The 16,105-nt window shown below is 75.6% G+C and carries 2 protein-coding genes; both read right to left on the bottom strand.

Features of this window, described 5'->3' with window-relative positions; genetic code table 11:
• Nucleotides 1–39 precede the first annotated feature (39 nt).
• Complete coding sequence (locus tag GVV04_RS26625) at nucleotides 40–5,031, bottom strand: type I polyketide synthase (RefSeq protein ID WP_161691682.1); 4,992 nt, start codon at nucleotides 5,029–5,031, stop codon at nucleotides 40–42.
• 36 nt (nucleotides 5,032–5,067) lie between these two features.
• Complete coding sequence (locus GVV04_RS26620) at nucleotides 5,068–16,062, bottom strand: type I polyketide synthase (RefSeq protein WP_161691680.1); 10,995 nt, start codon at nucleotides 16,060–16,062, stop codon at nucleotides 5,068–5,070.
• Between the last annotated feature and the right edge of the window lie 43 nt (nucleotides 16,063–16,105).

Genomic DNA, 16,105 nt, shown 5'->3' with positions numbered 1-16,105 from the left:
GCCGCTTCCTCGGGAGGGACGGGAGAGAGCCGGGGCGGGTCAGGAAATGCCGAGGTCCTTGTCCACCATCGCGAACAGTTCGTCGTCGGTGGCGTCGTCGAGGTGTCGGCCGATGGTGCCGCCGCCGTCCTGGCCGAGCCGGGACAGCATCGCCTGGAGCCGTACGGTGGCCCGCACCCGCGCCGCCTCGTCGCGCGCCACCACGTCGAGGCTGTCGGCGATCCGGTCGAGGTCGTCGAGGAGGGCGGTCGGGGTGACCACGTCGCCGTGGGCGACCTCGGCGAAGAGGTACTCCGCCAGCGTCGTCGGGGTCGGGTAGTCGAAGACCAGGGTGACCGGCAGGGCCACCCCGGTGGCCGAGCCGAGGCGGTTGCGCAGCTCGACGGCGGTGACGGAGTCGAAGCCCAGCTCCCGGAACGCCCGGTGCTCGTCCACCGACTCGGCGGACGCGTAGTTGAGCACGGCGGCGACCTGGCTGCGCACCAGGCCGAGCAGCACGGCGAGCCGCTCGGCGGCGGGCAGCCCGGCGAGCCGGTCCTGCAACGTTTCCGGGCCGTCGCCGGCCTCCACGCCGGCCACCGTCTTGGCCGTGGCGAGCCGGCGGACGTCCGGCAGGTCGCCGATCAGCAGGCCCGGCCGGGTGGCGGTGAACGCGACGGCGAACCGCTCCCAGGCGATGTCGGCAATGGTGAGGAACGCCTCGCCGTGGTCCACGGCCTGGTGCAGCGCGGCGATGGCCGCCTCGGGGGTCATCTCGGGTACGCCGTGCCGGTGCAGCAGCTCGCCGAGCGGCCCGTCGGCCATGCCGCCGCCGGCCCAGGCGCCCCAGGCGACGGAGGTGGCGGGCAGGCCGAGGCCGCGCCGGTGCTGGGCGAGCGCGTCGAGGAACGCGTTGCTCGGGGCGTAGTTGCCGACGCCGGAACTGGCCACGCTGCCCGCGAACGACGAGAACATGATGAACGCCGACAGGTCCAGGTCGAGGGTCAGCTCGTGCAGGTTGTACGCGACGTCGACCTTGGCCTGGAGCACCCGCTCGATCTGCTCCGGCCGGATGTCGTTGATCATCGCGTCGTCCAGCACGGCGGAGGCGTGCACGACCGTGGTGAGCGGGTAGTCGGCGGGGATCGCGTCGATCAGGTCGGCCAGCGCGTCCCGGTCGGCGGCGTCGCACTCGACCACGGCGGCCTGGGCGCCCAGCTCGGTGAGGTCGTCGACGAGCTGCTGCGCGCCCGGCGCGGCCGGGCCCCGCCGGCTGATGACGAGGATGTTCTCCACGCCGCTGCGGGCCAGCCAGCGGGCAGCGTGCCCGCCGAGCGCGCCGGTGCCGCCGGTGACCAGCGCCGTGCCGAACGGCTGCCACGGGTTCGCGGGCTGGCTGTCGCCGAGCGGGACCCGGGTGAGTCGGCGGGCGAGGACACTGCCGGGGCGTACCGCGATCTGGTCCTCCTCCCCGGCGGTGGTGAGGGCCGCGACCAGCAGGCCGGCGGAGCGCTCGTCGACGGCCTCGGGCAGGTCCACGAGGCCGCCCCAGCGCTGCGGGTGCTCCAGCGCGGCGACCCGGCCGAAGCCCCAGACCAGCGACTGCACCGGGGAGCGCAGCAGGTCGGCCCGGCCGACGGACGCGGCGCCGGAGGTGATGCTCCACATCGGGGCGCGCAGGCCGATGTCGCCGAGGGCCTGGAACAGCGCGACGGTGGCGGCGAAGCCGCCCGGCACGGACGGGTACAGCGGGTGGACCAGCTCGTCGAAGGCGAGCAGCGAGACCACGCCGGCCACCTCGACGGCCTCGCCGTCGCCGCCCGGCGCGGCGACGAGCGCCTCCCGCAGCAGCTTGCCGAGCAGGTCGCGGTCGACGTCGGGGGTGGAGACGGGCACCGGGACGAGGGTCGCGCCGGCCGCGGTGAGCGCCTCGACGCAGGCGTCCTGCCAGGGCTCGACGATGTCGCCGGTCGGCATGACGACGACCCAGGTGCCGGTCATGCCCCGATTGGCGACGCCGGGCAGCGGCTTCCAGGTGTCCTGGTAGCGCCAGCTGTCGATGTCGGACTGCCGGCGTCGCTGCCGGCGCCACGAGGTGAGCAGCGGCAGGGCCGGGAGCAGCGCGTCGAGGGCCTGGTCCGCCGGGGTGTCCTCGGTGGCGATGGTCTCGGCGAGGGCGGTGAGGTCGCCGCGTTCCACGGCGGCCCAGAAGCTGGCGTCGCTCGGGTCGGCCGCCTGCTGGAGCAGGCTCTCCAGGTCGGGGCCGCCGCTGCCGTCCAGCCAGAACCGCTGGTGGTCGAAGGCGTACGTGGGCAGCGGCACCACGTCGGTCTCCGCGAGCACGTGCGTCAGGTCGACGGGCAGGCCGATGGCGTGCGCGGTCGCCAGGTTCGTCAACAACCGGGTCGGGTCGTCGTCACCCCGACGCAGACTGCCCAGCGTGTGCCCGGTGACCCCGGCATCGTCCAGGATCGCCGTCACCGGCATCGTCAACACCGGATGCGGACTGATCTCCACAAACGTGGAATGCCCCGCCGCGACCGCCACCCGGACCGCCGCGTCGAACTGCACCGTCTGCCGCAGGTTGTCGTACCAGTAGTCGGCCGTCATGCTCGCCGGATCCACCCAGTCCCCGGTCAACGTCGACACCAACCGGACGTGACCGGCCTGCGGGGTCACGCCGGCCAGATCCGCCCGCAACCGCTCCGCGACCTCCTGCACCGACACCGAATGCGACGCGTAGTCCACCGGAATCAACCGGGCCCGCAGCCCCTCATCGGTGCACGCCTGCACCAGGTCCGCGACGGGCTGCGGCGGGCCGGACACGACCACCGTGGCCGGGCCGTTCACCGCCGCGACACCCACCCCGGGGAACTGCGCGAGGCGGGCGGTGACCGCGTCGGCGGACAGGTCCACCGACGCCATCGTCCCCGTGCCCCGCAGCGCGGCCAGGGCACGCGAGCGCAACGCCACGATCATCGCCGCGTCGTCCAGGGACAGGATCCCCGCCACGCACGCCGCGCCGATCTCGCCCTGCGAGTGGCCGACGACGGCGTCCGGGACGACGCCGGCCGCGCGCCAGACGGCGGCGAGGGCGACGCCGACGGCCCACAGCACCGGCTGGACGACCTCGACCCGGTCCAACCACGACTCGTCGTCTGCGGTGAGCACCGCGACGAGGTCCACGTCGAGGTGCGGGGCGAGGGCCCGCTGACACTCGGCAAGCCTCGCGTCGAATGCGGGGGCCCGGCCGACGAGGCCGGCGGCCATCCGCGCCGACTGGGCGCCCTGGCCGGGGAAGACGAACACGGGACCAGCGCCGGAGCCGGTTACCGTGCCGGTGACGAGGTTGCCGGCCGGCTGACCGGCGGCCAGGGCGTCCAGCCCGGCCAGCAACTCCTCGGCGCCCGCGCCGACCACGGCGGCGCGGTGGTCGAACGTGGACCGGGCGGTGGCCAGGGACCAGCCGACCGCCGCCGGGGCGAGGTCGCCGTGGCCGCGCACGTGCCGCGCGAGCCGGGCGGCCTGACCGGCGAGGGCGGCCTTCGACCGGGCCGACACCGGCCAGATCGTCACGTCGGAGGCGACCAGGCCGGGCCGGTGCGCGGCCTCGACGGCGGTGGCCTCGGCGGCCTCCTCCCCGTCGACGGTGCCCGGGCCGGCGACGCGGGGCCGGTACTCCTCCAGGATCACGTGGGCGTTGGTGCCGCTCACCCCGAACGAGGAGACGCCGCCACGGCGGGGGCGATCCAGCTCAGGCCACGGCTTGCGCTCGGTGAGCAGCGACACCGCCCCGGCGGTCCAGTCCACGTGCTGGGACGGCTCGTCGACGTGCAAGGTCTCCGGCATGACGCCGTTGCGCAGCGCCATCACCATCTTGACCAGCCCGGCGACGCCGGCGGCGCTCTGCGTGTGGCCGATGTTCGACTTCACCGAGCCGAGCCACAGCGGCCGGTCGGCGGGGCGGTCCTGCCCGTACGTGGCGATGAGCGCCTGCGCCTCGATCGGGTCGCCGAGGGTGGTGCCGGTGCCGTGCGCCTCCACCATGTCGACGTCGGCGGTGCCGAGCCGGGCGTTGGCGAGGGCCTGCCGGATGACCCGCTGCTGGGAGGGGCCGTTCGGGGCGGTGAGCCCGTTGGACGCGCCGTCCTGGTTGAGGGCGCTGCCCCGGATCACGGCGAGGACCGGGTGGCCGTTGCGCTCGGCGTCGGCGAGCCGCTCCACGACGAGCACGCCGCCGCCCTCGCCCCACCCGGTGCCGTCGGCACCGTCCGCGAACGCCTTGCACCGGCCGTCGACGGACATGCCGCGCTGCCGGGAGAAGACGACGAAGACTCCGGGGGTGGCCATCACGGTGACGCCGCCGGCGATGGCGAGGTCGCACTCGCCCCGGCGCAGCGCGTTCACGGCGAGGTGCAGGGCGACCAGCGACGACGAGCAGGCGGTGTCCACCGTGACGGCCGGGCCGTTGAGGCCGAGGGTGAACGAGATCCGGCCGGACGCGACGCTGGTGGTGTTGCCGGTGCCGAGGTACATGTCGACGCCCTCGGGCACGTTCGGCAGCCCGATGCCGTAGTTGGAGGTGCTCAGCCCGACGAAGACGCCCGTGGAGCTGCCGCGCAGCGACAGCGGGTCGATGCCGGCCCGCTCGACGGCCTCCCAGGACGTCTCCAGCAGCAGCCGCTGCTGCGGGTCCATGGCCAGGGCCTCGCGCGGCGAGATGCCGAACAGGGTCGGGTCGAAGTCACCGGCGCCGTCGAGGAACCCGCCGACCCGGGTGTAGCTCTTGCCCGGCTTGTTCGGGTCCGGGTCGTAGAGCGCGTCCAGGTCCCAGCCCCGGTCGCCCGGGAACTCGGTGAGGGCGTCCCGGCCGTCGGCGACGAGGTCCCACAGGTCCTCCGGCGACCGGACGCCACCGGGGAAGCGGCAGCTCATCGAGACGATGGCCAGGGGCTCCTGGTCGCGCGCCTCGACGGTCTGCAGCTTGCGCCTGGTGTCGTGCAGGTCGGCGGTGACCCGCTTGAGGAAGTACCGGAGCTTGTCGTCGCTCATCGGGTCACACCTGCCTCGATCAGGAATTCGGTCATCTCAGGAGATTCCAAACTCTTTGCTGATGAAGTCGAAGATCTCGTCGTCGCTGGCCGAGTCGAGATCGGGCCGGTCCTCGGCGGCGGGCCCGGCGGCCAGGTCGGACGCCTTGGCGAGCAGGTCCTGCATCCGGGCGGTGAACCGGTCCCGGGCCACCGGGTCGAGCGGGATGGAGTTGAGCAGGCTCTCCACGGTGTCGATGCCCTGGAAGAGGGGCTGGGTGGAGGGCGCGGAGTCGGCGGCGATCTCGCTGGTCAGCTTCTCGGCGAGGGCGGTCGGCGTCGGGTAGTCGAAGACCAGCGTCGCCGGCAGCCGCAGCCCGGACAGGGCGTTGAGCCGGTTGCGCAGGTCCACGGCGGTGAGCGAGTCGAAGCCCAGGTCGGTGAAGAGCCGGCCGGGGTCGACCGCGTCGGCGCCGGCGTGGCCGAGGACGGCGGCGATGTTCGCCCGGACCACGTCGAGCACCACCTTCAGCCGCTCCGGGCCGGCCAGCCCGGCGAGCCGCTGGCCGAGCGACACCCCGCCGGAGCGGGCGCCGGTGGCGTCGACGGAGCGGCGCAGCGGCACCCGGACCAGGGCGCGGAGCAGCGGCGCGAGGGCACCGGACTCCGCCTGACCCCGCAGCGTCCCGACGTCGAGCCGCATCGGTACGACGGCCGCCGCGTCCAGCCGCCAGGCGGCGTCGAACAGGTCCAGCGCCTGCGCGGTGGCCAGGCCGGCGGCGCCCTGCTCGGTGATGCGCCGCACGTCGGCGTCGGCGAGGTGGCCGGTCATGCCGCTGGCCTGCTCCCACAGGCCCCACGCGAGGGAGATGCCGGCGAGCCCGCAGGCCCGGCGGTACGCGGCGAGGGCGTCGAGGAAGGCGTTGGCCGCCGCGTAGTTGGACTGGCCGGCGCTGCCCAGCGTGGCCGCCGCCGAGGAGAACAGCACGAACGCCGCGAGGCCCAGCCCTTCGGTGAGCCGGTGCAGGTGCCAGGCCGCGTCGATCTTCGGCACGGCCACCGCGTCGACGCGGTCGGGGGTCATCGACTCCAGCACCCCGTCGTCGAGGACGCCGGCGGCGTGCACCACGGCGGTCAGCGGGTGCGCGGCGGGGACCCCGGCGAGCAGCGCCGCCAGGGCGTCCGGGTCGGCGGCGTCGCAGGCGGCGACGGTCACCTCCGTACCGTGGTCGGCGAGTTCGGCGACCAGGTCGGCGATCCCCTCGGCCGCCGCCCCTCGCCGGCCGGCGAGCAGCAGGTGCCGCGCGCCGTGGGTGGTGGCGAGGTGACGGGCCAGGATCCGGCCGAGCACGCCGGTGCCGCCGGTGATCAGCACGGTGCCGTCGGGGTCGATGCCACCCGGCAACGGCTCCACGCCGGCCGGGACCCGGCCGAGGCGCGGGGTGCGGACCTGTCCGGCCCGCACGGCGAGCTGCGGCTCGCCGGAGGCGATCGCGGCGGCCAGCACGCCGGCGCTGCCCGGCTCGTCGTCGAGGTCGACGAGTTGCAACCGGCCGGGGTGTTCGAGCTGGGCGGTGCGCAGCAGGCCCCACACGGGGGCCTGGCGCAGGTTGACCGCCGACTGCTCCCCCGCCGCGACCGCGTCGCGGGTGACCAGCACGAGCCGGGACCCGGCGAACCGGTCGTCGGCGAGCCAGGTCCGCAACGCCGCGAGGGTACGGTGCGTCGTGGCCCGCGCCCGCGCGGCGAGGGCCGGGTCCGCGTCGTCGTCGGCGCCGCCGCCGACCGGGACGACGACCGCCTCCGGCGCGGGCTCGCCCCCGGCGAGCAGGTCACCGAGGGAGTCCAGGTCGACGTCGGCGCGCACCCGCGTCCCCGCCGACTCGCAGGCGGCGCTGAGGGCGAGGTCGTCGCCGCCGAGCACCACCCAGCGGGTGGCCGCCGGGACCGGGCCGGTGGGCACCGGCAGCACCGGCCAGTCCACCTGGAACAGCGACTCGTGCCGGCCGGAGCGGGCCGCACCGAGCGAGTCACCGGAGACCCGCCGCATGATCAGCGAGTCGACGTGCAGCACCGGCGCGCCGGTGGCGTCGGCCACCTGGAAGGCCACCCCGACCTCGCCGGCCGCAGCGACCCGCACCCGCAGGGCGGTGGCCCCGGCGGCGAGCAGGGAGACCCCGGTCCAGGCGAACGGCAGCCGGGGGGCGGTGGCGTCGGCGCCGTCGCCCATCCGGCCGAGGAAGCCGCCGATCGACATGGCCTGCAACGCGCCGTCGAGCAGCGCCGGGTGCACCCCGAACCGGCCCGCCTCGGCGTGGTGGTCGGCGGGCAGTTCCACCTCGGCGAAGACCTCGTCGCCCCGGGTCCACGCGGCGCGCAGGCCGCGGAACGCCGGGCCGTACCCGAAGACGGTCGCCTCGATGCCGGCGTAGAAGTCGTCGGACTCGACGCGGGTCGCGCCGGGCGGCGGCCACACCCCCAGGTCGAAGGCGGGCGCGTCGGCCGGCTGCGGGGCGAGCAGGCCGGTGGCGTGGCAGGTCCAGGCCACGTCGGCGAGGATCTCGTCCGATCCGTCCCGGTACGGCCGGGAGTACAGCTGCACGCCCCGCCGGCCGTCGTCGTCGCGCTCGCCGACCGAGAGCTGCACCTGGAGGGAGCCCAGCTCGGGCAGGACCAGCGGGGCGAGCAGGGTCAGCTCCTCCACCGTCGGGCAGCCGGACTGCTCGCCGGCGTACGTCGCCAGCTCCACGAACGCGGTGCCGGGCAGCAGGATGTTGTTCATCACCCGGTGCTCGCCGAGCCACGGGTGGGTACGCACCGACAGCCGCCCGGTGAACACCATCCGCTCGCTGTCGGGGAAGGTGAGGGTGGCGCTGAGCAGCGGGTGCCCGGCGTCCTGGAGGCCGGCGGAGGCGACGTCCTGCGCCCGGTGCACGGGCGGGTCCACCCAGAACCGCTGGTGCTCGAAGGCGTACGTGGGCAGCGGCACCACGTCGGTCTCCGCGAGCACGTGCGTCAGGTCGACGGGCAGGCCGATGGCGTGCGCGGTCGCCAGGTTCGTCAACAACCGGGTCGGGTCGTCGTCACCCCGACGCAGGCTGCCCAACGTGTGCCCGGTCGTGCCGGCGTCGTCGAGGATCGCCGTCACCGGCATCGTCAACACCGGATGCGGGCTGATCTCCACGAACGTGGAATGCCCCGCCGCGACCGCCACCCGGATCGCCGCGTCGAACTGCACCGTCTGCCGCAGGTTGTCGAACCAGTAGTCGGCCGTCATGCTCGCCGGATCTACCCAGTCCCCGGTCAACGTCGACACCAACCGGGTGTGACCGGCCTGCGGGGTCACGCCGGCCAGGTCCGCCCGAAGCTGCTCGGCGACCTCCTGCACCGACACCGAATGCGACGCGTAGTCCACCGGAATCAACCGGGCCCGAAGGCCCTCGGCCTGGCACGCCTGCACCAGATCCGCCACCGGCTGCGGCGGACCCGACACCACCACCGTGGCCGGACCGTTCACCGCCGCGACACCCACCCCGGGGAACGCGCCCAGCCGCTCGGTCACCGCGTCGGCGGACAGGTCCACCGACGCCATCGCCCCGGTGCCGCGCAGCACGGCGAGGGCCCGCGAGCGCAGGGCGACGGTCTTCGCCGCGTCGTCCAGGGACAGGATGCCCGCCACGCACGCGGCACCGATCTCGCCCTGCGAGTGCCCGATCACCGCCTGCGGGGTGACGCCCGCGTGCCGCCAGAGAGCGGCCAAGGCGACGCCGACGGCCCACAGCACCGGCTGCACGACCTCGACCCGGTCCAACCACGACTCGTCGTCACCCGTCAGGACCGCGACGAGATCGACGTCCAGGTACGGGGCCAGGGCACGCTGGCACTCCGCCAGCCGCGCGTCGAACACCGGCGTCCGACCGATCAGACCCGCCGCCATCCGCGCCGACTGCGCACCCTGACCCGGGAACACGAACACCGGACCCGCGCCGTGGGACGCGGCCACGCCCGTGACCGCGTTGCCGGCCGGCGTGCCCGCCGCGAGGGCGTCCAGGCCGGACAGCAACTCCTCGACCGTCGAGCCGACCACGGCGGCCCGCTGGTCGAAGACCGCGCGGGTGGCCGTCAGGGACCAGCCCACCGCCGCCGCGTCGAGGCCCTCGTGGGCGCGCACGTACGACGCCAGGCGGGCGGCCTGGCCGGCCAGGGCCGCCCTGGACCGGGCCGACACCGGCCACACCGTCACGCCCGAGGCGACCAGCCCCGGGCCCGTGGCGGGAACGGCGACCGGCTCCGCCGGCTCGTCGTCGGCCTGCTCGATGATCACATGCGCGTTGGTGCCGGAGATGCCGAACGACGACACCGCCGCCCGCCGCGGCCGGTCCACGGCCGGCCACGGGGTGGCCTCCGTGACCAGCGAGACGGCGCCCGCAGCCCAGTCGATGTGCGGGGACGGCTCGTCGACGTGCAGGGTGGCGGGCACGATCCCGCGCCGGATCGCCTGCACCATCTTGATCACCCCCGCGACACCGGCGGCGGCCTGCGCGTGCCCGATGTTGGACTTGATCGAGCCGAGCAGCAGCGGCCGGTCGGCGGGCCGGTCCTGCCCGTACGTGGCCAGCAGCGCCTGCGCCTCGATCGGGTCGCCCAGCGTGGTGCCGGTGCCGTGCGCCTCGACCACGTCCACGTCGGCCGTGGCGAGCCCGGCGGTGGCGAGGGCCTGCCGGATCACCCGCTGCTGCGACGGGCCGTTGGGGGCGGTCAGCCCGTTCGACGCGCCGTCGGAGTTGACGGCGGAGGAGCGGACCACGGCGAGGACCTGGCGGCCCTGGCGGCGGGCGTCGGAGAGCCGCTGCACGAGGAGCATGCCGACGCCCTCGGACCAGCCGGTCCCGTCCGCCGACGCGGCGAACGACTTGCACCGGCCGTCGGTGGCGAGGCCGCGCTGCCGGGAGAACTCGACGAACGCCGTCGGGGTGGCCATCACCATCACGCCGCCCGCGAGGGCCATGTCGCACTCGCCGCGCCGCAGCGCCTGGCCGGCCCAGTGCAGGGCGACCAGGGACGACGAGCAGGCGGTGTCGAGGGAGACGGCCGGCCCCTCCAGGCCGAACGTGTACGCCACCCGGCCGGAGATGACGCTGCTGGTCATCCCGGTCAGCATGTAGCCCTCGGCGGCCTCCGGCGAGTACGCCAGCAGCGAACCGTAGTCCTGGCCGCTGGTGCCGACGAACACGCCGGTGCTGCTGCCCCGCACGGTGGCCGGGTCGATCCCGGCGGACTCGAAGGACTCCCAGGTGGTCTCCAGCAGCAGCCGCTGCTGCGGGTCCATGGCCAGCGCCTCGCGGGGGCTGATTCCGAAGAAGCCGGGGTCGAACCGGTCGACGCCGCCCAGGAAGCCGCCGCCCCGGGCGTAGAAGGTGCCGCTGGCGTCCGGGTCGGGGCTGTAGAGGGTGTCGAGGTCCCAGCCCCGGTCGGTGGGCAGGTCGCTGATCGCGTCGACGCCGTCGGCGACGAGCCGCCACAGGTCCTCGGGCGACCACACCCCGCCGGGCAGTCGGCAGGCCATGCCGATGATGGCGAGGGGCTCGTCGTCGCCGACGGCCACGGCGGTGGTCGTGGGCCGGACCGGCACGGGGGCACCGGCGATCTCCGTGCCGAGGTGGACGGCCAGGTCGTGCGGGGTCGGGTAGTCGAAGACGAGGGTGGCCGGCAGCCGCATGCCGAACGCGTTGTTGAGCCGGTTGCGCATCTCCACGGCGGTGAGCGAGTCGAAGCCGAACTCGCTGAACGCCCGGCGCGGCTCGATCGCGGCCGGGTCGGGGTAGCCGAGCACGGCGGCGGCCTGGCCCCGGACGATCTCCACGAGCGCGGCGACCCGGTCGGCGTCGCCGAGCGCGGCGAGCTGCTGGACCAGGGACGCGCCCGTGCTCACGGCGGCGGCGCGGGCGGGGGTGCGGATCAGCGCCCGGTACAGCGGCGGCACGCTGCCGCCCGCGAACTGCGCCTTTATCGCGGCGAGGTCGAGGTGGGCGGGGACGAGCGCGGCGTCGGGGGTGCGGCAGGCGGCGTCGAAGAGGGCGAGGCCCTCCTCGGCCTCCATGGCGGCGACGCCGGAGCGGGAGATCCGGTTGAGGTGGACGTCGTCCAGCTCGGTGGTCATGCCGCTGCGGTCGGCCCAGAGGCCCCAGGCGAGGGTGAGGGCGGCGAGGCCGCGCGCCTTGCGGTGGTGGGCCAGCCCGTCGAGGAAGGCGTTGGCGGCGGCGTAGTTGCCCTGGCCGGGGCCGCCGGCGGTGGCCGCGAGCGACGAGTACGAGACGAACGCCTTCAGGTCGTGGCCGGCGGTCAGCTCGTGCAGGTTCCAGGCGGCGTCGACCTTGGGCCGCAGCACGCCGTCCATCCGCTCGGGGGTGAGCGAGGAGATGACGCCGTCGTCGCGTACCCCGGCGGCGTGGATGACGGCGGTGAGCGGGTGCTCCGCCGGGATGCCGGCGAGCAGCTCCGCGACCGCGTCCCGGTCGGCGACGTCGCAGGCGGCGACGGTGACGGTCGCGCCCAACGCCTCCAGCTCGGCGCAGAGCTCGGCGACGCCTTCGGCGGCCCGGCCGCGCCGGCTGGTGAGGATCAGGTGCCGGACGCCGTGCACGGTCACCAGGTGCCGGCTCATGAGCTGGCCGAGGGTGCCGGTGGCGCCGGTGATCAGCACGGTCCCGTCGCCGTCGAACGGGGCGGCGGGCGGCTCCGCGAGGGCCGGGACGCGGGTGAGCCGGGACCCGGCGGCGACGCCGGAGCGGATCACGACCTGCGGCTCGTCGGTGCCCACGGCCGGGACCAGGGCGGCGGCGGAGCCGGCCACGTCGTCGACATCGACCAGCACGAACCGGTCGGGGTTCTCCGACTGGGCGGAGCGGAGCAGCCCGATGACGGCGGCGCCGGCCAGGTCGGTCACGTCGGCGGCGGCGGCGGTGGTGGTGGCAGCGGCGGTGGCGGTATTGGCGGTGGCGACGGCGACTGCGCCCCGGGTGAGCACGACGAGCCGGGAGTCGGCGTACCGGTCGTCGGCGAGGAACCCCTGGAGCACGGCGAGGGCCCGGTGGGTGACCTCGGCGACGGCCCGGGGCACGTCGGCCGCAGGCGGGTCGAGGAACGGCACGAGCAGCACGCCGGGCGCGTCCGCCCCCTCGTCGAGCGCGGCGGCCAGGGCGGTCAGGTCGGGGTACGCCGCGACGGCCGTACCGGTGGCGGCGACGGCGTCGGCGAGGCCGGCGGCGTCGCCGACGACCGCCCAGCCGGCGGTGGACGGGCCGGCCGGGAGGGCGAGCGGGGCCCACTCGATCCGGAACAGCGACTCGGTGCCGCCGCCCCCGGCGACCCGGAGCTGGTCGGCGGAGACGGGCCGCAGCACGAGGGAGCCGACGGAGATGATCGGGGCGCCGGTGACATCGGCGAGCAGCAGCGAGACGCTGTCGGCGCCGGTGTGCGAGACGCGGACCCGGGCCGCCGCCGCGCCGGCCGCGTGCAGGGCGACGTCGTTCCAGGAGAACGGCAGCCGGCCGTACCCGGGGGGCATGTCCGCGCCGGACGGCTCGCCGGCGGGCGTGGTGAGGCCGAGGGTGTGCAGGGCCGCGTCGAGCAGGGCCGGGTGCAGGCCGTACCCGCCGGCTTCGGCGGCCGGGGACTCGGGCAGGGCCAGCTCGGCGAACAGGTCGTCGCCGCGCCGCCAGGCGGAGCGCAGCGCGATGAAGGACGGGCCGTAGTCGTAGCCCTGGGCGGCGAGGTTCAGGTACAGGTCGTCGGTGCCGACCTCGGTGGCACCGGGGGGCGGCCAGGCGGTCAGGTCGGACCAGCCCTGCGGGCCGCCCGGGGTCGCCGGGCCGCCGGCCAGCACGCCGCTGGCGTTGCGGGTCCAGGGTCGCTCGCCGGTGCCCTCGGCGGGCTCGCCGTCGGCGGCGGAGTGCAGGGAGACGGTCCGGCAGCCGGTCTCGTCGGCCGGGCCGATCCAGAGCTGGATGTCGACGCCGCCGGTCTCCGGCAGGATCAGCGGCGACTCCAGGGTCAGCTCGCGGACGTGGTCGGCGCCGACGTGCGCGCCGGCCTGGAGGGCCAGCTCCACGAAGCCGGTGCCGGGCAGCAGCACGGTGTCGAAGACGACGTGGTCGGAGATCCACGGGTGGGTGCGCCGGGCCAGCCGCCCGGTGAACAGGAAGCCCTCGGCGTGCGCGACGCCGACGGCGGCGCCGAGCAGGGGGTGCTGGGCGGGGCGCAGGCCGACGGCGGTGATGTCGCCGGTCCACCCGGCCCCGGCCTCGGGCCAGTACCGCTGGTGCTGGAACGCGTACGTCGGCAGGTCGACCCGCCGCGCGCCGGTCTCGGCGAACCACGGCTGCCAGGTGACGGGGACGCCGTGGACGTGCAGCTCGGCCAGGGCGGCGAGCAGGGCGTGGGTCTCGGGCCGGTCCCTGCGCTGGGCGGCGACGGCCAGCACGCCGTCGTCGCCGGGCAGGACGTCGGCGGCCATCGCGGTGAGCACGCTCTGCGGGCCGACCTCCAGGAACGTGCCCGCGCCGGCCGCCCGCAGGGCGGTGACCCCGTCGGCGAACCGGACGGCCTCCCGGACGTGCCGCACCCAGTACTCGGGGGTGCGGATCTCCTCGGCGTCGGCGAGCGCGCCGGTCAGGTTCGACACCACCGGCAGCGTCGGCGCGGCGAAGCTCAGGGTGCCCAGGACGGCCCGGAACTCGTCGAGCATCGGCTCCATCAGCGGGCTGTGGAACGCGTGGCTCACGGTCAACCGGCGGGTCCGGGCGCCCCGGTCCCGCCACGCCTGCTCCAGCTCGTCGAGGGTGTCGACCGCCCCGGACACGACGACGGCCGACGGGCCGTTCACGGCCGCGATGCCGACCCGGTCGGTCAGCCCGTCCAGGCTGGCCGCCACGTCCGCCTCCGGCGCGGCCACCGCCAGCATCCCGCCGCCGGCCGGCAGCGCCTGCATCAGCCTGCCCCGCGCCGCCACCAGAACACACGCGTCGGCCAGGGACAGCACGCCGGCCACGTGGGCGGCCGTGATCTCGCCGATCGAGTGGCCGCCGACCAGGTCCGGCGCGACCCCGAACGACTCGACCAGCCGGAACAGCGCCACCTCGACGGCGAACAGGCCCGCCTGGGTGAACACGGTCCGGTCCAGCAGGCCCGCCTCGGCGGTGCCCTCCTCGGCGAACAACACCGGCTTCAGCGGCTGCGGCAACAGCGGGTCCAGCCCGGCGCACACCTCGTCCAGCACGGTGGCGAACCCTGGGAAGTACCCGTACAACTCCCGGCCCATGCCGGCGCGTTGCGCGCCCTGGCCGGAGAAGAGCACCGCGAGCGCCCCCCGGTCGGCCGCCTGGCCCGCGACCACCGTGCCCGACGGGTCCCCGGCCGCCAGCGCCCGCAGCCCGGCGATCAGGTCGTCGCGGCCGGTCGCCGGCACCACGGCGCGGCTGTCCAGGGCGGATCGCGAGGTGACCGACGAGAAGGCCACGTCGAGCGGGCTCAGGTCGGGGTCGGCGTCCAGCCACGCGGCCCACCGGCCGGCCTGCGCGGCGAGCGCGGCGGCGTCCCGGGCCGACACCGGCACCGGCACGACCGGCCGTTCGACGGTCGGCGCGGCGTCGGCCGGCGCGGCCTCGGCGGCGGGGGCCTGCTCGACGATGATGTGCGCGTTGGTGCCGGACACCCCGAACGACGACACCGCGGAGCGGCGCGGCCGGTCCACCGCCGGCCACGGCGTGACCTCGGTGACCAGCTCGACGGCGCCGGCGTCCCAGTCCACCTCGGGGGTCGGGGCGTCCACGTGCAGGGTGGGCGGGACGACGCCGTGCCGCATCGCCAGCACCATCTTGATCACCCCGGCGACGCCGGCGGCGGCCTGGGTGTGCCCGAGGTTCGACTTCACCGAGCCGAGCAGCAGCGGGCCCGAGTCGCCCCGGTCCTGCCCGTACGTGGCCAGCAGCGCCTGCGCCTCGATCGGGTCGCCGAGCCGGGTGCCGGTGCCGTGCGCCTCCACCACGTCCACGCCGCCGGCGGCGAGGCCGGCGTTGGCCAGGGCCTGCTGGATCACCCGCTGCTGGGACGGCCCGTTCGGGGCGCTCAGGCCGTTGGACGCGCCGTCCTGGTTGACGGCGCTGCCCCGCACCACGGCGAGAATCGGGTGGCCGTTGCGCTGGGCGTCCGACAGCCGCTCCAGCAGCAGCACGCCGACGCCCTCGGACCAGGAGGTGCCGTCGGCGGCGGCGGCGAACGCCTTGCACCGGCCGTCCTCGGCGAGGCCGCCCTGCCGGGAGAACTCGACGAAGGCGGCCGGCGTGCACATGGCGGTGACCCCGGCGACGATGGCCAGGGTGCACTCCCGCTGGCGTAGCGCCTGACCGGCGAGGTGCAGCGCGACCAGGGACGACGAACAGGCGGTGTCGATGGTGACCGCCGGGCCCTCCAGCCCGAAGGTGTAGGAGATCCGGCCGGAGACGACGCTGCCGGCGTTGCCGGTCATCAGGTGGCCTTCGAGGCCCTGCGCGGCGCCCATCAGCACGCCGCCGTAGTCCTGGCCGGTGCTGCCGGCGAAGACCCCGGTGCGGCTGCCGCGCAGCGAGTGCGGGTCGATGCCGGCCCGCTCCAGGACCTCCCAGGACGCCTCCAGCAGCCACCGCTGCTGCGGGTCCATCGCCAGGGCCTCCCGGGGGGAGATGGCGAAGAAGCCCGGGTCGAAGTCGGCCAGCTCGGGCACGAAGCCGCCCTGCCGGGTGTACGAGGTGCCCGACCGCCCGGGGTCGGCGTCGTACAGCGAGCCGAGGTCCCAGCCCCGGTCGTCCGGGAAGTCGCTGATCACGTCCCGGCCGGACGCGACGACGTCCCACAGGTCCTCCGGCGTCCGCACGCCGCCCGGGAAGCGGCAGCTCATGGAGACGATGGCGACCGGTTCCTGCTCGCCGGCCTCCACCTCGCGCAGGCGTTGCCGCACCTGGTGCAGGTCGGCGGTGACCCGCTTGAGGTAGTCGAGAAGCTTCGCCTCGTCAGCCATGGACCGCCCACTCCTTGTGTTGACCCGTCGACTCAGCAGCGAT

Source organism: Micromonospora rubida, assembly GCF_009908295.1.
Lineage (GTDB): Bacteria > Actinomycetota > Actinomycetes > Mycobacteriales > Micromonosporaceae > Micromonospora > Micromonospora rubida.
The sequence above is the reverse complement of the archived record's forward strand: the minus strand, read 5'-3'. Positions and strand labels throughout refer to the sequence as shown.